At 73.9% G+C, this 20040-nt stretch carries 20 protein-coding genes; 4 read left to right on the top strand and 16 right to left on the bottom strand.

The window, feature by feature from the left end; all coding sequences use genetic code 11:
* Window positions 1-3: 3 nt before the first annotated feature.
* From ACFYZS_RS07975 to ACFYZS_RS07960, 4 genes are all read right to left on the bottom strand, one after another.
* On the bottom strand, window positions 4-435 hold the full coding sequence (locus ACFYZS_RS07975; RefSeq protein ID WP_389007967.1) for a GNAT family N-acetyltransferase: 432 nt from the start codon (window positions 433-435) through the stop codon (window positions 4-6).
* A 71-nt stretch (window positions 436-506) separates the two neighbouring features.
* Window positions 507-2168, bottom strand: coding sequence for a glycoside hydrolase family 20 protein (locus ACFYZS_RS07970; RefSeq protein WP_389007964.1), 1662 nt, complete (start codon window positions 2166-2168; stop codon window positions 507-509).
* A 71-nt stretch (window positions 2169-2239) separates the two neighbouring features.
* Entirely contained in the window at window positions 2240-2677 is a 438-nt protein-coding gene (locus ACFYZS_RS07965) for a heme-binding protein (protein WP_389007961.1), read from the bottom strand.
* A 67-nt stretch (window positions 2678-2744) separates the two neighbouring features.
* Window positions 2745-3968: an MFS transporter gene (locus ACFYZS_RS07960; protein WP_389007958.1), complete on the bottom strand. Its 1224-nt coding sequence runs from the start codon at window positions 3966-3968 to the stop codon at window positions 2745-2747.
* A gap of 197 nt (window positions 3969-4165) precedes the next feature.
* Here ACFYZS_RS07960 and ACFYZS_RS07955 point away from each other — a divergent pair, with 197 nt between their 5' ends.
* Window positions 4166-4618 carry a MarR family winged helix-turn-helix transcriptional regulator gene (locus tag ACFYZS_RS07955; protein WP_389007956.1) on the top strand — a complete coding sequence of 151 codons (453 nt, stop codon included), beginning with the start codon at window positions 4166-4168 and terminating at the stop codon, window positions 4616-4618.
* 43 nt (window positions 4619-4661) lie between these two features.
* Here ACFYZS_RS07955 and ACFYZS_RS07950 read toward each other — a convergent pair whose 3' ends face one another.
* The 5 genes from ACFYZS_RS07950 to ACFYZS_RS07930 all read right to left on the bottom strand — a co-directional run bounded on the left by ACFYZS_RS07950 (window position 4662) and on the right by ACFYZS_RS07930 (window position 9628).
* Window positions 4662-5177, bottom strand: a complete 516-nt coding sequence (locus tag ACFYZS_RS07950) for a hypothetical protein (RefSeq protein WP_389007955.1) — start codon at window positions 5175-5177, stop codon at window positions 4662-4664.
* Complete coding sequence (locus ACFYZS_RS07945; RefSeq protein WP_389008806.1) at window positions 5174-5779, bottom strand: RNA polymerase sigma factor; 606 nt, start codon at window positions 5777-5779, stop codon at window positions 5174-5176. Before ACFYZS_RS07945 ends, ACFYZS_RS07950 begins: the two co-directional genes overlap by 4 nt.
* Window positions 5780-5884: 105 nt before the next feature.
* Window positions 5885-6304 carry an LAETG motif-containing sortase-dependent surface protein gene (locus ACFYZS_RS07940; protein WP_389007954.1) on the bottom strand — a complete coding sequence of 140 codons (420 nt, stop codon included), beginning with the start codon at window positions 6302-6304 and terminating at the stop codon, window positions 5885-5887.
* Window positions 6305-6419: 115 nt separating this feature from the next.
* Complete coding sequence (locus ACFYZS_RS07935) at window positions 6420-8009, bottom strand: glycosyltransferase family 2 protein (RefSeq protein WP_389007952.1); 1590 nt, start codon at window positions 8007-8009, stop codon at window positions 6420-6422.
* Between the two features lie 68 nt (window positions 8010-8077).
* Window positions 8078-9628, bottom strand: coding sequence for a PLP-dependent aminotransferase family protein (locus ACFYZS_RS07930; protein WP_389007950.1), 1551 nt, complete (start codon window positions 9626-9628; stop codon window positions 8078-8080).
* Window positions 9629-9657: 29 nt separating this feature from the next.
* On the opposite strand from ACFYZS_RS07930, the gene ACFYZS_RS07925 reads away from it, so the two are divergent.
* Entirely contained in the window at window positions 9658-10734 is a 1077-nt protein-coding gene (locus ACFYZS_RS07925; protein WP_389007949.1) for an EamA family transporter, read from the top strand.
* Complete coding sequence (locus ACFYZS_RS07920) at window positions 10628-11446, top strand: helix-turn-helix domain-containing protein (RefSeq protein WP_389007947.1); 819 nt, start codon at window positions 10628-10630, stop codon at window positions 11444-11446. Before ACFYZS_RS07925 ends, ACFYZS_RS07920 begins: the two co-directional genes overlap by 107 nt.
* Here ACFYZS_RS07920 and ACFYZS_RS07915 read toward each other — a convergent pair.
* From ACFYZS_RS07915 to ACFYZS_RS07890, 6 genes are all read right to left on the bottom strand, one after another.
* Window positions 11434-14886 carry an endo-alpha-N-acetylgalactosaminidase family protein gene (locus ACFYZS_RS07915; RefSeq protein WP_389007945.1) on the bottom strand — a complete coding sequence of 1151 codons (3453 nt, stop codon included), beginning with the start codon at window positions 14884-14886 and terminating at the stop codon, window positions 11434-11436. The genes ACFYZS_RS07920 and ACFYZS_RS07915 overlap by 13 nt on opposite strands.
* A gap of 164 nt (window positions 14887-15050) precedes the next feature.
* Window positions 15051-15425 (bottom strand): YbjQ family protein, encoded by a 375-nt coding sequence (locus ACFYZS_RS07910; RefSeq protein ID WP_389007943.1) that lies wholly within the window; start codon window positions 15423-15425, stop codon window positions 15051-15053.
* Window positions 15426-15499: 74 nt separating this feature from the next.
* The gene (locus ACFYZS_RS07905; protein WP_389007941.1) at window positions 15500-16222 is read right to left on the bottom strand and encodes a response regulator; all 723 of its coding nucleotides are present in this window, start codon (window positions 16220-16222) and stop codon (window positions 15500-15502) included.
* Window positions 16223-16232: 10 nt separating this feature from the next.
* Complete coding sequence (locus tag ACFYZS_RS07900; RefSeq protein ID WP_389007939.1) at window positions 16233-17456, bottom strand: sensor histidine kinase; 1224 nt, start codon at window positions 17454-17456, stop codon at window positions 16233-16235.
* A gap of 244 nt (window positions 17457-17700) precedes the next feature.
* Window positions 17701-18579, bottom strand: a complete 879-nt coding sequence (locus ACFYZS_RS07895) for a helix-turn-helix domain-containing protein (RefSeq protein ID WP_389007937.1) — start codon at window positions 18577-18579, stop codon at window positions 17701-17703.
* A gap of 37 nt (window positions 18580-18616) precedes the next feature.
* Window positions 18617-18850 carry a DUF397 domain-containing protein gene (locus ACFYZS_RS07890; protein WP_389007935.1) on the bottom strand — a complete coding sequence of 78 codons (234 nt, stop codon included), beginning with the start codon at window positions 18848-18850 and terminating at the stop codon, window positions 18617-18619.
* A 247-nt stretch (window positions 18851-19097) separates the two neighbouring features.
* On the opposite strand from ACFYZS_RS07890, the gene ACFYZS_RS07885 reads away from it, so the two are divergent.
* The gene (locus tag ACFYZS_RS07885; RefSeq protein ID WP_389007933.1) at window positions 19098-19616 is read left to right on the top strand and encodes a hypothetical protein; all 519 of its coding nucleotides are present in this window, start codon (window positions 19098-19100) and stop codon (window positions 19614-19616) included.
* Between the two features lie 24 nt (window positions 19617-19640).
* Here ACFYZS_RS07885 and ACFYZS_RS07880 read toward each other — a convergent pair whose 3' ends face one another.
* Window positions 19641-20021 (bottom strand): NTP pyrophosphohydrolase, encoded by a 381-nt coding sequence (locus ACFYZS_RS07880; protein ID WP_389007931.1) that lies wholly within the window; start codon window positions 20019-20021, stop codon window positions 19641-19643.
* Between the last annotated feature and the right edge of the window lie 19 nt (window positions 20022-20040).

Genomic DNA, 20040 nt, shown 5'->3' with positions numbered 1-20040 from the left:
CGCCTACTGTTCGCCGAACAGCATCCACTTCTCCGTGGCCGCCAGCGGCTCGAAGCCCACCTTGGCGTAGACCTCGTGCGCGTCGGCCGTCGCGAGCATCACCCGGCGCAGCCCGTACGGGGCCAGGTGGTCGCGGATCGCGGCGACGAGGCCGGTCCCCAGGCCCTTGGCACGTGCGGCGCGGTCGATGTAGACGTCGCACAGCCAGGCGAAGGTGGCCCGGTCCGTCACGACGCGGGCGTAGCCGAGCTGGGCGCCCGAGGCCGTGTCGTAGACGCCGAAGTTCAGGGACTCCGCGATGGCCCGGTCCTGCTTCTCCCGGCTCCGGCCCAGGGCCCAGTACGCGTCCTGCGACAGCCAGCGGTGGATCAGCTCGGCGTCGAGTCGGGCGGGGTCGGTGGACAACTCGAAGCCGTCCGGCAGCTCACTGTTCATCCCGGCATCCAAGCAACGCCGCCGGCGGTCGGGCCAGCGAATTTACCGGGCCCCGCGGCCGCCGGCGGGCATCAGGCCGGCGGCTGGAGCCGGTCGGCCAGTGCCTTGAACCCGGTCCAGGAGGCCTGCGGCGGGCGGGCGTCCCAGACCTTCTGGGCGAGCGCCGCGAGCGGCAGCCGTATCCCCTCGGCGACCTGGGCCTGGGTCTGGGCGCCGGCCAGGTCGCACCACACGGCGAGCCGGGCGCCCAGTATCTGCGCCGCGTACCGGTCGGGCACCGGGGTCGTGCCGCGCAGCACGAGCGGGGTCCACTGCTCGTAGATCCGCTTGCCGGTGGGGTACGTGAACTGGTTCGGCTGGCCCAGCACGTAGTAGAGGTACTCGTCGTTCAGGTTGACCAGCTTGCGGCCCTCCCGCAGGTACTCCAGCGGCGGCCGGGCCCCGATCTCCTTGCCCGTCCAGTACTCGACCTGGATGTCCTTGGCCGCCTGGACCACGCCTCCGGTGAAGAAGCCGTCGTTCCACGCCTTGGGCACCTTGGCCGCCGGACGCACCACGTCCGCCCGGTCGTTCAGCCATCCCTCGGCCAGGTCCTGGATGCGCGCCGAGGGCCCGTACTTCTGCCGGGCGGCCTGTGCGAGCTGCGGGAAGGAGGCCTGCGGGTCGCGGTAGACGAGCGCCTGGTACTCGTCGGCGCCCAGGTGCCAGAACGCGCCGGGGAACAACGGCAGGTATTCGCGGAGCAGTTCGTCGATGAGCTTGGCCGCGGCCGGATCGGAGATGTCCACGGCGCCCTTCACGGCCCTGCCCTGTACGTCGCGCAGTTGGAGGGCGGGGTGGGCGCGCAGCACGGCGCCGAGGTGGCCGGGCGAGTCGAGCTCGGGGACGACCGTGACGTGCAGGCGGGCGGCGAGGGCGGTGATCCGCCGGACCTCGGCCTTGCTGAGGTGGGGCGTGGAGACGATCTCGGGGTGGGTGTCGGACTGGATCCGGAAGGCCTGGTCGTCGGAGAAGTGCAGGCCGAGCTGGTTGAGCTTGAGGTCGGCCATCCGGCGCAACTGGTCCTCGATCCAGCCGACGGAGAAGTTCTTGCGGGCTATGTCGAGGTTCAGGCCGCGCTGGGGCTTGGCCGGGGCGTCGCGCACGGTGCCCTCGGGGGCCGAACCGGCCGACTTGACCGCCTGTTTGAGGGTGCGCGTGCCGTAGAAGACCCCGGCCTCGTCCGGGCCGGTGACCCGGACCCGGCCGCCCTGGACGGTGAGCGTGTACGACTCGGGCGGTCCGGAGTTCTTGGCGCCGAGGGCCAGTTCCACGTCTCCGGGGCGCGGGTCGGCGGTCTCGGCGAAGCCCATGCGCAGTTCGCCGGCGAGCAGCCTGCCCTCGTCGGCGAGGGCGGCCGCGTTCCCCGGCGGCACGACGACCCGCGCACCGGCGGCCGGCTTCCAGCCGGGGCCGCGGGCCGGGGTGTGCTCCCGTACGGCCGGAATGGTGCGCGGGGCCGTGGACAGCGCGTACGAAGGGGTCGGCGAGGGGGGCGGGGCGCTCTGCGCGGAGGCCGTGGCGGCAGGGGCGGCCGAACCGGTGGTGCTGGCGCCGCCGGGGCTGCGGGCCTCGTCGGAGGCGGCCGTACAACCGGGCACGGCGAGGGAGACCAGCGCGGCCGCCACCGCCGTGGCGATGGCGTGGCTCCGCCTGACCTGCCTGGACCGGACCTGCCTGGACTCTCGCATCATGCACCCCTGTCCCCCGTACCAACGTGGCACGGGGGACCGGGGCGCGCGACCCGGAGCCCGGGCCGGGGGCGTCAGACCAGCGCGTCGAGGGCGGCCGCGGCGAAGCCGTGGTCCTGGTCGGGGGCGCCGCCGCCCACGCCGATGGCTCCGATGAGGCGGCCGTCGCGGTGGACCGGCAGCCCGCCCGCGATGAACAGCAGCGGCCGGTCGAGGGCGGTGGGCAGGGTGTGGAAGAGGCCGCCGGGCCGGACGGCGTCGACGAGGTCGGCGGTCGGGGCGTCGAGCTGGAGGGCGGTGAAGGCCTTGCGGGTGCTGGTCTCGCCGGAGATCAGCACGGCCCGGTCGTCGCGGCGGAAGGCCAGCAGGTGCCCGCCGGCGTCGAGGACGGTGACGCTGACCGTGACGCCGGCCCGTTCGGCGGCGGTACGGGCCGCGGAGACGAGCAGCTCGGCGTCCTCGGTGGTCAGCGGGGCGACGGCGGTGCGGGCGGGGGTGGTGGTGGCGGACATGCGGGTTCTCCTGGTTCGTGGTGCGGGGGGGGGTGCCGTACGGGCGCGCCGTACGAGGGGGCGTGGATCAGTGGTGGGCCGGTACGGGGGCGGCGCCGGCCTGCGCTCCGGCCGCGACGACCCGGCCGCCGGCGGCCGGGCGGGCGGCCGTACGGCGCTCCAGCGCGCCGGAGACGAGGGCGAGGACCAGGGCGGAGGCGGCGAGCGCGGCGCCGACCCAGTTCGGGGCGGTCCAGCCGAGGCCGGCGGCGATGACGAGCCCGCCCAGCCAGGCGGCGAGCGCGTTGCCGAGGTTGAAGGCGCCGATGTTGACGGCGGAGGCCAGGGTGGGGGCGCCGGCGGCCTGGTCGAGGACCCGCTTCTGCAGCGGCGGCACGGTCGCGAAGCCCAGCGCGCCGATCAGCACGATCGTGGCGGCGGCGCCGGCCTTGTTGTGGGCGGTGAGGGTGAACACGGCCAGGACGAGGGCCAGGGCCCCCAGGGACACGTACAGCATCGGCATCAGGGCGCGGTCGGCGAACCGGCCGCCGATGAGGTTCCCGGCCACCATGCCGAGGCCGAAGAGGACCAGGAGCCAGGTGACGGAGGTGTCGGCGAAGCCGGCGACGTTGGTCATCATCGGCGTGATGTAGGTGATCGCGGCGAAGACGCCGCCGAAGCCGAGGACCGTCATCGCCATCGCGAGCAGCACCTGGACGTTGCGGAAGGCGGCCAGCTCGTGGCGGATCCGGACGCCCTCGGGCCGGGGCAGCTCGGGCACCAGCCTGGCGATGCCGAGCAGGCCGAGGACGCCGAGGCCGGCGACGATCAGGAAGGTGACGCGCCAGCCGAGGGTCTGGCCGACGAGGGTGCCGAGCGGGACGCCGACCACGTTGGCCACGGTCAGGCCGGTGAACATCATGGCGATCGCGCCGGCCTTCTTCTCGGGGGCGACGAGCCCGGCGGCGACCACCGAGCCGATGCCGAAGAAGGCGCCGTGGGCGAGGGAGGCGACGACGCGCCCGGCGAGCATGACGCCGAAGGCGGGGGCGAGTGCGGAGAGCACGTTGCCCGCGATGAACAGGCCCATGAGCAGCATCAGCATGCGCTTGCGCGGGACGCGGGTGCCGAGCACGGTCATGAGCGGGGCCCCGAGGACGACGCCGAGGGCGTATCCGGTGACCAGGAAGCCCGCGGTGGGGATCGAGGTGCCGTAGTCGGCGGCGACCTCGGGGAGCAGGCCCATGATCACGAATTCGGTGGTGCCGATCCCGAAGGCCCCGATGGCCAGGGCGAGGAGTGCGAGAGGCATGAGGGGGGTGCCCTTCAAGGGGAGGTGGTGGTGCAGTCCGCGGCACTTGCCGTCGCCGCTTACGTGCGTCCACATTAATTGCAGACGCTGGATAATTGCAAACGCGGGCTATTGCGGAAGTGTCCTATCCTGGAGGAGCCCCCTGGAACGCGGGGTACGGGAACGCCGGAAGCGGTGTGAAGGAGCAGGGAGCAGCCATGACGGCCACCGACAGCGCACTCACCGGCCTCGCCCAGGGCTGGTGCGCCCTCTCCCTGCTGCACGGGCGGATCGAGGCGCACATCGAGCGGGCCCTGCAGTCCGGGCACGGGCTGAGCGTGCGCGAGTACTCGCTGCTGGACGTGCTGAGCCGCCAGCACAGCGGCCCGGGCGGCCACCTGCGGATGCACCAGGTGGCCGACTCGGTGGTGCTGAGCCAGAGCGCGACCACCCGGCTGGTCAGCCGGCTCGAGGACCGCGGGCTGCTGAACCGATACATCTGCGATACGGACCGCCGGGGCATCTACACCGACGTGAGCGAGGCGGGCCTGGCCCTGCTGGCCGCCGCCCGGCCGACCAACGACACCGCGCTGCGCGAGGCGCTGGCCGAGGCCGGCCGCAACCCCGAACTCGCCCCGCTGGTCGCGGCGGTGGAGAACACCCGCGCCTGACCCGGGCCCGGCCGTGCGGCGGACACCCCCCAGGCCGTGTCCGCTAGCTCTTGGACGGTCCCGCGCTCGGGGGCGGCGAGGACGGCAGCGGCGAGGAGGACGGGACGGCCGACGGGGGTCGGGACCGCGACGGGGGTACCGCGGAACGCGAACCCGAAGGGGTCGGCGTCGGCTCGGGCGCGAGCACCGAGCGGGTCGCGGGGGGCGTGGAGGGGAAGGGAGACGGGCTCACCGACGGACGCGGGCTGCCGCTCCCCGTACGGGAGTCCGGAGACGGCCCGGGTCCGCTGAACTCGGGCGGCGAGGCGGGCGGCACCGGCCGGGCCGGCGACGCGTCCTGGCCCAGTACGAGGTACCCGGCCACGGCGGCGGCAGCCGCGGCCAGTCCCGCCAGCGGCAGCGCGAACCGGCGCAGGTTCAGCCGCAGCCGCGCGCCGGGCTGCCGGGCATGCAGGCCCGGCGGCTGCGCCGGGCGCAGCTCGCGGACGGTGATCCCGGACGCGCGGGCGTCGAGGGCCTGGCGCAGCCTGCGTTCGACGGGGCGTTCGCCGTGCGTCATATCCGTCCCTCCAGAATCTTTTCCAGCGCGTCCAGGGCGCGGCTCGCGTTCGACTTCACCGAGCCCCGGCTGATCCCGAGGGTGGTCGCTATCTCCGCTTCGCTGAGTTCGGCCCAGTAGCGCAGTACGAGGACCTGCCTGCGGCGCGGGGTCAGCCGGCCCAGTGCGGCCAGGACCTCGCGGTGTGCCTCGTCGAGGACGACGTGGTCCTCCGCGGACGGGACGTCCGCCGCCGCGGGCGGGGTCCAGGCGCGGGCCGTGCGGCGGCGGCGCAGCACGGACCGGGAGGTGTTGACGACGGCGGTGCGCAGGTAGCCCAGCGCGTTGTCGACCTCGCTGATCTGCTCCCCGTGCCGCCGGTACAGGGCCGTGAAGGCGTCCTGGACCACGTCCTCGGCGGTGGCCAGGTCGTCGACGAGCAGCACCGCCAGCCGCACCATGCGCAGCCGGTGCGCGTGGTAGAGCTCGGTGACGGTGGGCTGCGGCGCGTCGCCGCGCAGTTCGCCGTCGTACGCGGCCCCCTGTCCGTACGTGTGCCCGTGCCCGTACGGCCGGGCGGGCGGCGGGGTGGCGCGCTCACGGCGCAGCACCGACGACCACAGGGCCCGCCACGACCACGAGCCCCGCCACGCCCGGCCGAAGCCGAGCGTGAGGGGGCGGGTGGATGGTGCGGGTGTTGCGAGGTGGAGCACTGGATTCCCGGGGTCTTAGCCGTTGGCGCGGCGCCGGACGGCGTACAGGGTGCCGGCGCCGGCGGCTATGAGCGCGGCGGCTCCGCCCCCGATGGCGGCGGTGGTGGCGGAGGATCCGGTCTTCGCGAGCTCGTCACCGGCCGGCGAGGGAGCCGCGGAGGGCACCGCGCTCGGCCCGCCCGACGGCTGGACGCTCGGCGCCGCCGTCGGCGGAAGGCTGCGCGAGGGAGTGGGCTGGGCGCTGGGCACCGCGGTCGGCGGGACGCTGCGCGAAGGGGTGGGCGTCGCGCTCGACGGGGTGCTGGGGACGGGCGACGGGGTGGCCGAGGCCCCCTGTGCGGCGAATGCGGGCCCGGCGAGCGCGAGGACCGCCCCGGCGGCGGCAGCGGTGACGGCTGCCCGGCGGAGGGTCGAGGGGACGCGCTTCAGGTTCATCACAGTGGTTCTCCACGGTCGGGTCACGGTCGGTGCAGGGCTCGGAATGCCGCCCTTCACCCCCGCACGACGCGCGACCCCCCGGGAGGTTGCCGCCGGTTCCGAAGAATTTTTTTCAGGCTGTGGGCAGCGGGATCCTGCGGACCACCTCGAAGCTCAGATTCCCGTACGTGGTGAAGAAGGCCGCGGCCGTGAGCTCCGTGGCGCCGCCCGGGTCGCGGGCCAGGACCTTGGCCCGGCGTGCCGTGCGGTCCAGCTCGGGTGCGTGCCGGCGGCCGAGCCGGACGGTGCGCGCGACCCCGTCCGCCCGTACGTTCAGGAAGCAGTCCCAGGTGCCCGGCGCCATCGGCCCGCCGCCGTCCAGCGTGGCCAGGTCGAGCTCCGCCAGGAAGCCGGCCATCATCAGTTCCGGGTTCTGCTCGGTGAGTTCCGGGGCGGGACGGGCCAGGAGGGGTACGAGGTGCTCGTCGCCCGTCTCCCGCGCCCGCAGCAGGAGCTCGCTCTGCATGCGGCCGGTCCCGAGGGACTGGATGTACGCGTGGCCGGTCAGCCGTACGCGGCCGGCGCCCTGCCAGGTCAGCGACGAGAGCCGGTGCTGCGTCTTGAGCTTGTCGGTCACGTCGAAGAGCACGTCCGGCAGGCCCGCCGCGGGGTCCCGGAACAGCGGGTAGCAGCGGTACACGCGGCCGTTGTCGACGATCTCCTGCGGCGCCGGCTCCAGGGCCGGGTCGTACTCCATCAGCTGCTCGAAGGCCGGCAGCGGGCCGCAGGCGAACGCGTACAGCCGGATCCAGTCGATCGTCGGCAGCTCGCCGCCCATGTCCGGGCGCCAGTACGTCTGCACCAGCGCCCGTGCCCGGTCGTACACCTCCGCGGTGAAGGTGGGGTTCTCGTGGCGGGCCTCGACGGCCGGGCGCAGTGCCGTGCGCAGCAGGCTGCGGAAGTGCCGGCCGAGCATCCGGCGCCGGCCGACCGGGTCCTGCACCCGGTCGGCCACCAGGGCCATGACGCGCTCGATGTGCGCCACCGTCTCGCCGGCGGTCCGCGGGCGGGAGGTGATGTTCCCGCCGTCTTCGCGGCGGCGCAGGAAGTAGCAGTCGTAGTCGCCGACGACCGAGATCTTCCCGGCGGCCAGGAACACCTCGGTCACGAAGACCTGGTCCTCGCCGTACCAGAGGTCCTCCGGGTAACGCAGGCGGGCGTCCTCGATGACCTGGCGGCGCATCAGCTTGGCCGAGTGCAGCGAGCGGTAGACCTCGGAGGTGTGCAGGCCGGCCTCCTCGGCGTGCCGGTGGGCCTTGTCCGAGACCGTCCGGCCGAGGCCGACCTGCTTGGCGAGCACGACGTCGCTGCCCTGGGCCTCGGCCATGTCCAGGAGCCGTTCCAGGGCCTCGGGGCCGAGGTAGTCGTCGGCGTCGAGGACGAAGACGTACCGCCCGCGGGCCAGGTCCAGGGCCCGGTTGCGGGGGCTGCCCGGGCCTCCGGAGTTCGGCTGGTGCACGACGCGGACCTGCGGGTACCGGGCGGCGTAGCGGTCCAGTTCGGCGCCGCTGCCGTCCGTGGAGCCGTCGTCGACCGCGATGACCTCCAGCCGCTCGGCCCCCAGGCTCTGCCCGAGCGCGGAGTCGAGGCACTCGTTCAGGTAGGGCATCGCGTTGTAGACGGCGATGATCACGGTGATGTCGGGGACGGACGCGTGGTGCATGCACCTGAGCATAAAGTTCCGCTTCCGCGCCTCCGGAGGGGGTCGGCCCGAACCGGGTGAGGGGGTGGTCAGCGGAGGCGGGAGCGGGCGCGGCCGAGGAGGGCGATGCCCTCTTCCAGTTCGCCCGGCGGGCCCGCCGCGTAGCCGAGGACCAGGCCGGGTGCGCCCGGCCGGACGCGGTGCCAGGACAGCGGGTGCGCCTTGACGCCGAGGGCCAGGGCCCGCGCCGCGAGCGCGGTGTCCTCGAAGGCCGCGCCGTCGAAGGTGACCATCAGGTGCAGGCCCGCCGCCGCGCCGTGGACCCGGGCGCCCGGCAGGTGCGCGGCGATCGCCCGGAGCATGGCGTCCCGCCGGCGGCGGTGGCGGCGCCGGACGTGGCGCAGGTGGCGCTCCAGCTCGCCCGAGTCCATCAGCCGGGCCAGCACCAGCTGCGCGAGGACCGGATTGCCGAGGTCGGCGTAGCGCTTCGCGGCCACCACGGCGTCGCGCAGCCGCGGCGGGACCAGCAGCCAGCCGAGCCGCAGGGCGGGGGCGAGCAGTTTGGACACGCTCCCGGCGTAGCAGACGCCCTCGGGCAGCAGGGCGCGCAGCGCGGGGACGGGTGCGCGGTCGTAGCGGTGCTCGGCGTCGTAGTCGTCCTCGACGACCAGTCCCCCGTCCGCCGCCCAGCCGAGCAGCTCCCGGCGGCGCTCGCCGTCGAGGACGACCCCGGTGGGGAACTGGTGCGCCGGGGTCAGCAGCACCGCGGGGGCTCCGCTCGCCCGGAGCGCGGCGGTGTCCAGCCCGCCCTCGTCCACCGGTACCGGTACGGTCTCCAGCCGGCCGTACTCCAGCTGCTGCCGGGCCCCGAGCGAGCCGGGGTCCTCCACCGCCACCCGGTGTACGCCGCCCTCGCGCAGGACGTACGCCACCAGGGCCAGCGCCTGGGCGACGCCCGCGACGATGACGATCTCGCCGGGGTCGGCGCGGATCCCGCGGTTGCGGGCGAGCCAGCCGGCGACCGCCGTCCGCAGCGCGGGCGCGCCCTGCGGGTTCCCGTAGCCGAAGTCGCCGGGTGTCAGGGCACCGAGGACGCGCCGCTCGGCCTGCAGCCAGGCCGTGCGCGGAAAGGCCGTGAGGTCGGGCACCCCCGGCGAGAGGTCGATCCGGCACGGCACGGACCGCAGGGCGTCGACGAGCGCCTCGCCGGCCCCCGCGCGGAACGGCTCGCCCGGTTCGTCGGAAGGGGCCGGTACGAGGCGGGCGGGCGGGGCGGCCGACGCGGGCGCCGGTGGCACGGCGGGGAACAGGGGCGCGGCCGGGGGCAGGGGCGCGGCCGCCACCGTCGTGCCCGCGCGGCCGCGGCCCTGGACCTGGCCGGCGTCCGCCAGGCGTTGGTAGGCCTCGGTGACCACGCCGCGGGAGACCCCCAGCTCCGCCGCCAGCACCCGGCTCGGCGGGAGCCGGCTGCCCAGGGGGAGCGTGCCGTCGGCGATCGCCGAGCGGATGCGGGCCGTCAGACGTTCCGTGCGGCTGCCCGGCGGCGCCTCCCGCAGGTCCAGCTGGAGGAAGTCCGAGCCGCCCGCGCGCCGACCGGTGGTTTTGGACCCCTGGGAGTGATGGTCTTTGGCCCTGTCCATGGATCCAATGCTCGCAGAGGCTGGGTCCCGTGAACACCTTCGCTCCCCTGGCGCCCGGCGCCCTCGGCATGGTGTTGGTCGGCAGCAGCGTCACCGTCTCGCGCTCCCTGGTCCACGCCCCGCTGTTCGCCACCCAGACCGTCCGCTACGCGGCCGCCACCCTGCTCCTCCTCGCCTTCGCCCGCGCCGCCCGCGTGCCCGTCCTGCGTCCGCGCGGCCGGGAGTGGCTGTGGCTGGCCGGGATCGCGGCCACCGGGCTCGTACTGTTCAACGTGGCCGTCGTCCGCGGGGTCGCGCATGCCGAACCGGCCGTCATCGCGGTCGCGGTGGCCTCCGTACCGGTCCTGCTCGGGGTGCTCGGCCCGCTGCTGGAGGGCCGCCGGCCCAGCCGCCGGATCCTGGCGGCGGCCGTCGTGGTCGTCGCCGGGGCCGTCCTCGTGGAGGGCACGGGCCGGACCGACGCCGCCGGGGTGGCCTGGGCCGCGCTCGCACTGGCCTGCGAGGCCGCGTTCACCCTGCTCGCCGTGCCCGTACTGCGGCGCCACGGGCCGTGGGGGGTCTCCCTGCACGCGGTGTGGCTGGGGGCCGTGATGCTGGCGGCACTGACACTGCTCACCGAGCGCCCGGCCGCTCTGCTCGCCCTCGGCCCGGTCCAGTGGGCTGCCGTCGGCCACCTCGCCGTCATGGTCACCGCCGTGGCCTTCCTCCTCTGGTACCGCACGGTGGCCGCCGTGGGCGCGGGCCGGGCCGGGCTGCTGAGCGGGGTCGCGCCCCTGGCCGCGGCCGCGACCGGGGCCCTCTCGGGCGGCGGGATGCCGGGCCCGGCGGTCTGGCTCGGCCTGGTCGTGGTGGTCGCCGGACTGGCGGCCGGGCTCCGCTCCCCGCGACGAGGGGCGGCAAGGACCGGTCTCCCGCGCGCCCTTGAGGGCGCCCGGCCCGGTGGATCACAATCCGCAGATGCCGACGCCCCCGTACAGCAGCCCCCCGTACAGCAGTTGGATGCGGTACTTCTCCCCCACCGCCAACCACCGGCGGCTCGGCCTGGTCTGCCTCGGCGTCGGGGTCCAGCAGGGCCTGCTGCCGGTGGTCGGTCCCCGGGCCCTTGACCACCACGTCGCGGTGGTCGTCACCCGGGGCCGCGGCTGGTTCAGCCATGCCGGGCGTGCGCCGCAGCCGGTCACCGCGCCCGCCCTGCTGTGGCTGGTGCCGGGCGTCGAGCACCACTACGGCCCGGACCCGGAGACCGGCTGGGACGAGTGCTTCGTGGACTTCGCGGGCCGCAGCGTCGAGGCGTACACCGACCTCGGGTACGTCACCCCGGACCGCCCGCTGGTGCCGCTGAGCGGGACGGAGGGCGTACGGCACGTGGTCGACGGGATCGTACGGGCGGCCCGGCGCGGCGGCCCGCTCCTGGAGGTGGAGGCCGCCGCGGCCGTGCACGGGCTGCTCGTGGCGCTGCGCTACGCCCGCGCCGAGGTGTCCCGGCACGGGGACGCGGTGATGGACGCACTGGCCCGGGACGCCCTGCTGCCCATCTCGGTGGCCGAGCACGCGGCCCGGCTCGGGATACCCCTTCCCGAGCTGCGCGGGGCCGTACGGCGCAGCACCGGGGAGGGGGTCAAGGAGTACCTCCTCGGGATCAGGCTCAGCCGGGCGAAGGAGCTGCTGGCCCGGACCGACCTGCCGGTCGCGGGGATCGCCCGGCGGGTCGGGTACGAGGATCCGGCGTATTTCAGCAGGCTGTTCAGCCGTCGGGTGGGCATGGCTCCCGTCCGCTTCCGCCGGCAGCAGTCGATACCGCAGGCTCAGGGCAGGTAGCCGATGTTGAGCTCCGCGGCCGAGGTCCAGGGGTTGCCCGCCACCTCCCTGGTGGCCTTGAGTTTGACGTAGCGGGCGGTCCGGGCGGGGAACGCCACGTCCTGCCGGGCGGTGGTGTTCGCGAAGGTGCCCGTGGCGGCGGCCGTTCCCCAGTTCACCCCGTCGGTGGAGGTGAACACCTGGTAGTCGGCGATCCGGCCGTTGCTCTGCGCCTGCCGGGGCAGGCAGTGCAGCGCCGAGACGTTGTAGGAGGCGCCCAGGTCCAGGGTGATCTCGTGCGGCATCGGCGCCGTGGCGGCGTACCACTCCGTGTGCCAGATGGTGGCGGCGTCGCCGTCCAGGACGTTGGCGGCGCGGCCGTTCTCGCCGGCGATCTCCTGGCTGTCGACGGCCTTCACGCTCATCTGCGCCTGCGGTACGAGCAGTTCACCGCCGCCGACCGGCCCGAGATCGTCGATCGCGAGGTCGTCGAGGATGAAGTCGGCCTCGTTGTGGGAGCTTTCGGCGGAGACCTTCCGGATGCCGATCCAGGCGTCGGTGCCGGCGGTGAAGGTCCTGGTGAAGGTGGTGGGCGTCCTCGCCTGGTTCAGCGCGGTGGCGGTCTCGGTGCCGCCGGAGCCGGTGATGAACTGGTAGTCGCCGGAGAACCCGTTCTCGTAACCGAAGGCGACCTTGTACGCGTGGCCGGGCGTCAGTCGCAGCGTCTGCGGCAGGGTGCGGTAGACCAGCCCCTGGCGCTCCTCGTGCGATTTGAGCGAGTTCCGCCCGGAGATCACGTCGTCGACCAGTTTGCCGCTCCAACCCGCCTGGGTGTAAGGGGCGTTGCGCTGGGCGATGTGCGTACGCGGGTCGGTGGCCGAGCCGCCGGCGCCACCGAAGGCGAAGGGGCCCCAGCCGGCGTCCACGTTCTCGAAGTCCTCGGTGAACCAGTGGCCGGCGAGCGGGGTGCGGGCCGAGCGGACGACCCGTACGTCGTCCAGGCGGACGGTCCCGGAGCCGGCGGCCGCGGAGAGCTTGAGGGTGGCCGCGGACTGGCCGGCCGGCACGTCGAAGAGCACCTTCATGCGCTGCATCGTGGTGCCGTTCTTCTCGCTGCCGCCCAGGTTGTTCGTCAGCGTCGAGGAGTCGGCGTACACGGACGCGGCGGCGCCGCCGGCCGGGGTGACGGTGAGGGTGGTCGCTCGGCCCGCCGGCGTGGAGACCCAGACGGAGGCCGCGTAGGTGCCGGGGGCCAGGCCGGTGAGCTGCTGGGAGACGGCCGGGGCGGTTCCGGCGGTGAAGGTGAGCTCGTTCTGGCCCTGGGCGTTGCGGGTGACGGCGGCGCCGGTCCCGGTCACCGTCCAGGCGTTCAGGTCGCCCGCGTAGAAGGAGGGGTCCTTGACGGGGGTGCCCTCGCCCCACTTCGGGTCGGCCTGCGCGGGTGCGGCGCCGTTGGTGACGACGTACGCGGTCTTCGCGGTGGCGTCGATCGTGACCTGCCCGCCGGTGACGGCGAGGTCGCCGGCCGGCTGCCGGCCGGTGTCGGTCAGCTTGTACAGCTTGGGCGCGGACCAGCCTGCGGGCAGGGTCCAGGTGGTGGGGCCGCCCTGGTCGTTCCAGTGGTAGAGCTTCCCGTCGCGCGGGAGGAGGTAACTGCCGCCGCTGAGGACGGTGCGCCCGGCAGTGGTGATCTTCCGGGTGCCGCCGGCGGTGGTGGCGGTGGTGCCGTTCGCGAGCGTGACCGTGTCGGAGGTCCACTTCACGATCGGGGATTCCTGGAGGTACTTGGTCGGCAGGTTGACGGCGAAGGTGGTGTTCAGGAAGGCGGGGTAGTCCTTCCTGCCCTGCCAGCCCTCGTACGCGGTGAGTTCGGCGCCGCCGAGCAGCGGGTTCGCGGCGATCCAGTCGTCCTTCGCGTGGTTGGCGATGAAGCGGGCGATCGTGGAGTTGATGCCCTTGAGGTCGCTGCCGCCGTAGTCGAGGTCGGCGGCCCAGTGGTGCCAGAGGGACTGCTCGGTCAGGGTGTTGGGGAACTCGGTGGCGAGCTGGAAGCCGAGGCTGCCGATCTCGCGCTGGAGCTTGCGGGACACGTAGCCGTCCCCGTACCAGACGTCCACGTACAGGAAGTCGAGTCCGGGCGCGGCCGCCTTGAGGTCCTGGAGCCGCTTGAGTCGTTCGCCGGACTGGCCGTCCTTGCGCGTGTCCACGTAGTACGACTGGTCGAGCCAGTCCCAGCCCTGTCCCCCGCTCTGGTGGGCCGGGTCGAAGGTGGCGGAGACCGGGTACTCCTCGGTGGCGTTGACGTGGACGCCGAAGTCGGCGTTGTAGGCGTGTCCGGCGGTGGTGAGGGCGTTCAGGCCGGCCGCGCCGCCCGGCTTGGAGCCGATGTTCTTGTAGTCCATGTGCGCGGAGTCGTGGCCCTCGGAGGCGTACCCCTTGAGGAGGACGAACTGGCCGAGGCCGTCCGTGGCGAGGCTGACGCGCTTGGTCTCGTCGAGGGTCTCGGCGAAGGGGTGGGTGGCCTGGGAGGCGAAGTTGAAGGGGATGCGCTGCACGACCCGGTCGGCGGTCCGCTGCCAGCCGGTGGGCGGGGTCCAGATGTCGCGGTAGGCGACGGCGGCGTCCTGCCAGTCGACGGCGGCGTCGCCGTTGCGGTCCCCGGTGATCGCGACCCGCGCGTACGGGAGCGGCTCGGTGTCGGTGTCGGCGGCGCCCGCGGCCCGGTGGAGCCAGGCTCCGCTCCACAGTCCGGCGCGGCGGTAGGCCCCCTTGTCGGTGACCCGCTTGCTGATCCGGCCGTTCTCCCGGGCCGTGCCGCCGGCGGGGTTGTCGTAGAGGGAGTTGGAGTCGATGGCGGCGGCCAGCTTCGCGGTGTTGGCGAGCCCGTACATCACCGTCGTCGCGGCGGGGTCCACGGGGGTGTTCGCGGTGACGGGGGTGAAGGTGTCCCCGGTGCCGGTGGTGGCGGTGTACATGTTCGCCGTGGCCAGCGCCGCTCCGGGCTGGTCGCTGCGGACGCTGACGAGGGTGTGGTCGGGGATCGCGAGCGTGCGTACGCGGAAGGCTGCGGTGTCCTCGATCGCGGTGACCTTGAACTCCACGACCGAACCGGTCACCGAGAGCCGGGACCTGATGGTCACCCCGGAGAAGGACAGCGCGTAGTCCACGGCGGAGGCGGAGGGCGTCGAGGTCACGGCGGGGGTGTAGGCGGTGCCGTTGACCACGATCGCGGAGAGGGCGTCCTCGTTGCCGTTCAGCACGTCCCCGGTGGCCCGCCGGGTGTAGGAGACGACCCGGGGGAAACCGCTGTCGACGGTGACGGACAGCTCGGGCGAGCTGATCGTCACCGGCGTGGCGGCGGCCCCGGCGGTGTCCGCCGCAGAGGCCGCGGGCACGGCGACGACCAGGGTGGCGAGGAGACCGGCGACCGCGGCTGCGGTCGGCCAGAGGGGGGTGCGCATCGGGCCTCCGGGGGTCGGTGCTTCCTGGGCGGAAGACCGCACGGCACGCAGGCCCGCGGTCCGCTCACTGACCTGTCAGCTTGCGGACCCCGGCGCCGCAGGCCCATGGACAAAGCAGAGCCCCGTCCTGGACTTACGGAGGTGGATGAAGTGGACGGGGGGAATCAGGAGGTGGCGGGGGTGATCACGACCGCCGTCCCGTACGCGCACACCTCGGTCCCGACGTCGGCGGCTTCGGTCACGTCGAAGCGCATCATCAGGACCGCGTTCCCGCCGCGGGCCTTCGTCGCTTCGATGAGCCGCTCCATGGCCTGGTTGCGGGTCTCCACCAGGGTCTTGGTCAGGCCCTTCAGCTCGCCGCCGATCATCGACTTCAGGCCCGCGCCGATCTGGCTGCCGAGGTGGCGGGAGCGGACGGTGAGGCCGAAGACCTCGCCGATGACCTGCTCGACCCGGTACCCGGGAACGTCGTTCGTCGTCACGACCAGGACGCCGGTCTGCTGGGCCCCGGGGCCGCCGCTGTAATCTTCGATACCCATGGCAACCACTCTGGCGGCGGGCCCGGACCCGCGCATCCGGAGGGGGCCCGTTCCGGCCGTTCCCGGAGAACGCGTCAGGCCGGCCGGGCGACGAGACCCGACTCGTGTGCCAGGACCACGGCCTGGGCGCGGCTGGACACCCCGAGCTTGCTCATGCAGCGGTGCACGTGCGTCTTGACGGTGGCGGCGCTGAGGAAGAGCCGCCCGGCGATGTCGGTGTTGGACAGGCCCGCGCCGACCAGCCCGAGCACCTCGCGTTCGCGCGGGGTCAGGGCAGCCAGCCCGGGGTGCGGATCCCGGGCGACGGGGGCGGCGTACGCGGCGACGATCCCCCGGAGCGCCCGGGGGCTGAACAGCATCTCCCCCGCGTGGACGGTGGCGATGGCGGCGAGCAGCCGCTCGGGCGGGGTGTCCTTCAGCAGGAACCCGCTCGCGCCGACGCGCAGGGCCCGGAAGACGTACTCGTCGGAGTCGAAGGTGGTGAGCACGAGCACCTTGGGGCGGACGGGCTCGGCCTCGCCTGCGGCCTCGTTCCCGCCCCGGGCGCGTGCGTCGGCCTCGGCCCCGGCGCGCGCCTCGGCCTCGGCGAGGATCCGTTCGGTGGCGGCGATGCCGTCGGTGCCCGGCATCCGGATGTCCATCAGGACCACGTCGGGCCGGGTCTCGGCGGCGAGCCGGACGGCCTCCTCGCCGCCCGCGGCCTCGCCGACGACCTCGATGCCGGGCGCGGCGCCCAGGAGCGCGGTCAGCCCGGACCGGATCAGGAACTGGTCGTCGACGACGAGCACACGCAGCATGGCGCCCCTCCTACTTCCTCGGTGCCCGGGCCTCGGTGGCGGCCCGGGGCACGGGCACCCGGAGGCTGACCTCGAAACCGCCCTCCGGAACCGGTGCGGCGGTCACCGTGCCGTGGTAGATCGTGGCCCGCTCACGCATGCCGATCAAGCCCTGACCGGCGCCGCCGGGGGCGGCGGCCGAAAGCCCCATCCCCTTGCGGGCCCGCGCCGGTCCGCTTCCGTCGTCCTTGACCCGTATGCAGACCTCGTCCTCGCCGTAGTGCACGCGGACGGTGGTGCGCGCCGCCGGGGCGTGCTTGATCACGTTGGTCAGCGCCTCCTGCACGACGCGGTACGCGCACAGGTCGATGCCGGGCGGCAGCGCGTACGCCCTCCCCGTGACGGACACGTCGACCGGCACGCCGGCCTCGGCGACCCGTTTGACCAGTTCGTCGAGGCGGCCGAGCCCCGAGTCCCCCGGCGTCTCCCGCTCCGCGGGCCCGCGCTCGTCGTCCCGGAGCACGACCAGCATCCGCCGCATCTCCGACAGCGCCTCGTGGGCGCTGTCCCCGATGGTGTCCAGGGCCCGGCGGGCGGTCGGCGGGTCGGAGGAGAACACGTACCCGGCGAGGCCGGTCTGGACGGAGATCACCGAGACGTGGTGGGCGATGACGTCGTGCAGTTCGCGGGCGATCTGGATGCGCTCCTCCATGACGGCCCGCCGGGCCTTCTCCTCCTGCTCCCGACGCAGTTGCCGGGTGAGCTCGCGCAGCCGCCGGGAGCCGTCGCCGGTCACCCAGCAGACGATGGTGGTGACGGTGACGAAGCCGACGCTGAGCGGCCCGATGCCCGGCTCGGCGAGCCTGGTCCCCCAGAGCAGGACGAGCAGGGCTCCGACCGCACATCTGGCCGAAACCCGCCGGTCGCGCAGGGAGGCGACGGTGTACAGCGCGAGCGCCAGCCCGCAAACGGCGACGACGTGGTAGTAGCCGAGCGTGAAGTAGCAGGCTACGCAGAGGGCCGTGCTGACCAGGACGGCGACCGGGAAGCGCCGGCGGAGCACGAGCGGCAGGTAGACGGCGGCGAGCAGGGCGTAGGCCCATGCGTCGGTGTCCCGCCAGTAGCCGTTGGGGTCGGGCCAGTTGCGGAGCATGGTGGCCGAGATCCACAGCGAGCCGATGGCATACACGATCTCGCCGGCGACCGGAAGCGCGGCGCGGAGCCGGACCATCCCCGGATGTGCGGACAACTGCACGTCACCCCCCTTGAGTACATCCCTGGTTGTACAGGGTGACCCCCTTGGGGGGTAGGAGGATTTCACCCCGTGGATGGGTGAGCCCGCCGGTCGGCCCGCGTAGATTCCCTTGGGCCGGTCAGAGTCGGCACCGGCCCTGCCCCCCGGGGCCCCGCCGCGCGGCCGTGCCCGTTCGGGGGCGGGCACGGCCCGCGTACGATCGGCCGCCCGCCTGCGACCGGCGGTCACGCCGGGCACCGGCCTCTCAGCCCACCCTGAGGTCTCCGGCGCTGAACCGGCGCTGCGCCGCGAGGATCAGGCCGACGCTCTCGTCCTCGGAGGCCGCCGCGGTGCGCAGGTTGGCCAGGGCGTTGCGGTAGTCGTCGAGGGCCCGCGGCCTGGTCACGTAGTTCGCGCCGTTGATGTGCTCCACGTACGCCAGCTCGGCGTGCTCCCCGTCGCGGAACCTCAGGTGGGTGATCGGGTAGGGCGGCGTGGCACCGTACGCGCGGGCCATGGGCAGGACGCGGATGCTCACCTTGCCGCTCTCCCCGGCCCGCAGCAGGTGGGTCAGCTGCTCGTCCATCACGGCCCCGTTCCCGCAGCGGCGGTGCAGTACGCCCTCCTCCAGCAGCGCGGTCACCCGGGGCCGCGGGCCGTTCAGGAGCCGCAGCTGCCGCTCGGTGCGCAGTTCGACGACCCGGTCGACCTCCTCGTGGTCGGCGCCGGGCAGGACCGCCCGCACCATGTGCCGGGCGTAGTCGCGGGTCTGGAGGATGCCGGGGACGACGAGGTTCTCGTAGACGCAGATCTCCTCGGCATCGCCCTCCAGCTGGATCAGGCGCCTGAGGAAGTCGGGAGTGACATCGCTGAACTGCTCGTACCACGCGCGGTCCCGCGCGTGTTCCAGGAGCTGCTCTATCGCGCGCATCTCCTCGGCGTCGACGCCGTAGTACCGGGCGAGGTCCCGTACGTCGCGCGGTCTCGGCGGGCTCTCGCCGCGCTCCAGCCGACTGATCTTCGACACCGAGCCGCGGATGACCGGTGCCACCTGCCGCAGGGTGAGGCCCCGGGCCTCACGGCACCTGCGCAGTTCCCGCCCCAGCAGGCGGTCGGCCGCCGCCCGGACCCGATCGCTGCCCATCGGTCCACCCCTCACGCTCTGGCCCCGTACCCGGCCGTCATCCGGCCAAGTGATCGAATTCCGCGTCTTTGGCTCCGCGGAGGAACGCCTCGATCTCGGCGGCCGTGAACACCAGCGCCGGCCCGTCGGGGAAGCGCGAGTTCCGCATCGCCACGCCGCCGCCCGCGAGGGCGGCGACCTCCACGCAGTTGCCGTTGCCCACGCTGGCACTGCTCTTGACCCACAGCGCGCCCGAAATCGCGCTGGCCGCCACGCCGTTGTCGATCTGCATGACAGAAATGCTAGCCAGATGTACGGGACACCGGAGTCCCTCGAACGGGTGCCTCGACCGCGCGATGTCCCGATGATCCCACCTCGGACCCGAAGGGCGCTTATTGGGCATTTCGGGCTAAGCGGCGGTGAGTCATCGGGGCTTCCCGACCGGCCCTCGCCATAGTCGACCGTGGCAGCCGACTGGCCGCCGCCCCGGCCCGCGGCCCACCGCGGCCGGGTGGATGTCTTCGCAGAGGAGCCTGCACATGCGGAAGCCCACCAGGACCGTCCTCGCCCTCGCCGCCGCAAGCCTGGTGCTCGGCGGGGTCGGAGCGGGCGCCGCCGTCGCGGACGAGGGTCCGACGGCCGACGGCCCCTCGCAGGAACTGGTCGTCCTCGAACCGGACGGCGACCAGGCCGGCACGTACGAGGGCCGGAAGTACACCGTCGGCAAGGTCGTCTCGCACGGACCGCTGAAGCTCCGCTCCAAGCCGACCAGCCGCTCGCACTCCGTGGGGCACGTGAAGCCGGAGCACAAGGTCGCCATCGTGTGCAAGGTGCGCGGCGAGAAGGTGGACGGCAACGACATCTGGTACCTCCTCCACGTCAAGGAGAAGGACGGCCGGGAGCCCGTGGCCCAGCCGGGGGTCTCGAACACGGAGACCTCCCAGGACATGGAGGACGCCGCGGACGCGATGGAGGGCAAGGACGGCAAGGAGAGCAAGAAGGCCTGGGTCACCGCCCGCTACGTCAAGAACCTCGACCACGTGAAGTGGTGCGACTGACCTTCCGGCCGGCACACCGGGCGGTCAGTCCGGCGGGCGTACGGTCCGCGGCCCCACACACCGCGCCCCGTACGCCCGGACCCGCTCGCGCAGTTCCCGGTCCGCCGTGACCACGACGCAGCCGCGATCCGCGTAGGCGGCGGCCAGTTCCACGATCCGGTCGTCACCGCTCCCGGGCGCCGGGTCCACCCGTACCCCGGGAACGGACTCGACGCCCCGGGCCGCGCCCTCGACGACGAGGACGATCTCCTCGACCGCCCCGATGCCCTCGATCCGCCCGCCCGCGGCCGGATCCCGTCGCGCGAGGCGGTCGCGCAGCCGTTCGGCCGCTCCCCGCCGGTCCCGCCACCAGCCGTCCGGCACGGAGCCGACGACGTTCGCGCCGTCCACGATCAACACGCTCATGGCCCCAGTATGGGCGGGG

It is taken from the genome of Streptomyces sp. NPDC001903 (genome assembly GCF_042891345.1).
Classification (GTDB): Bacteria; Actinomycetota; Actinomycetes; order Streptomycetales; family Streptomycetaceae; genus Streptomyces.
This window is presented reverse-complemented; position numbering and strand designations above follow the sequence as displayed.

Excerpts from the sequence above, each read along its gene's own strand:
- ACFYZS_RS07935 (WP_389007952.1), bottom strand. The coding sequence starts at position 8,009 with ATGCACCACGCGTCCGTCCCCGACATCACCGTGATCATCGCCGTCTAC.
- ACFYZS_RS07890 (WP_389007935.1), bottom strand. The coding sequence starts at position 18,850 with ATGCAGATCGACAACGGCGTGGCGGCCAGCGCGATTTCGGGCGCGCTG.
- ACFYZS_RS07975 (WP_389007967.1), bottom strand. The coding sequence starts at position 435 with ATGAACAGTGAGCTGCCGGACGGCTTCGAGTTGTCCACCGACCCCGCC.
- ACFYZS_RS07940 (WP_389007954.1), bottom strand. The coding sequence starts at position 6,304 with ATGAACCTGAAGCGCGTCCCCTCGACCCTCCGCCGGGCAGCCGTCACC.
- ACFYZS_RS07910 (WP_389007943.1), bottom strand. The coding sequence starts at position 15,425 with ATGGGTATCGAAGATTACAGCGGCGGCCCCGGGGCCCAGCAGACCGGC.
- ACFYZS_RS07965 (WP_389007961.1), bottom strand. The coding sequence starts at position 2,677 with ATGTCCGCCACCACCACCCCCGCCCGCACCGCCGTCGCCCCGCTGACC.
- ACFYZS_RS07880 (WP_389007931.1), bottom strand. The coding sequence starts at position 20,021 with ATGAGCGTGTTGATCGTGGACGGCGCGAACGTCGTCGGCTCCGTGCCG.
- ACFYZS_RS07905 (WP_389007941.1), bottom strand. The coding sequence starts at position 16,222 with ATGCTGCGTGTGCTCGTCGTCGACGACCAGTTCCTGATCCGGTCCGGG.
- ACFYZS_RS07885 (WP_389007933.1), top strand. The coding sequence starts at position 19,098 with ATGCGGAAGCCCACCAGGACCGTCCTCGCCCTCGCCGCCGCAAGCCTG.
- ACFYZS_RS07895 (WP_389007937.1), bottom strand. The coding sequence starts at position 18,579 with ATGGGCAGCGATCGGGTCCGGGCGGCGGCCGACCGCCTGCTGGGGCGG.
- ACFYZS_RS07955 (WP_389007956.1), top strand. The coding sequence starts at position 4,166 with ATGACGGCCACCGACAGCGCACTCACCGGCCTCGCCCAGGGCTGGTGC.
- ACFYZS_RS07915 (WP_389007945.1), bottom strand. The coding sequence starts at position 14,886 with ATGCGCACCCCCCTCTGGCCGACCGCAGCCGCGGTCGCCGGTCTCCTC.
- ACFYZS_RS07960 (WP_389007958.1), bottom strand. The coding sequence starts at position 3,968 with ATGCCTCTCGCACTCCTCGCCCTGGCCATCGGGGCCTTCGGGATCGGC.
- ACFYZS_RS07930 (WP_389007950.1), bottom strand. The coding sequence starts at position 9,628 with ATGGACAGGGCCAAAGACCATCACTCCCAGGGGTCCAAAACCACCGGT.
- ACFYZS_RS07950 (WP_389007955.1), bottom strand. The coding sequence starts at position 5,177 with ATGACGCACGGCGAACGCCCCGTCGAACGCAGGCTGCGCCAGGCCCTC.
- ACFYZS_RS07970 (WP_389007964.1), bottom strand. The coding sequence starts at position 2,168 with ATGATGCGAGAGTCCAGGCAGGTCCGGTCCAGGCAGGTCAGGCGGAGC.
- ACFYZS_RS07920 (WP_389007947.1), top strand. The coding sequence starts at position 10,628 with ATGCGGTACTTCTCCCCCACCGCCAACCACCGGCGGCTCGGCCTGGTC.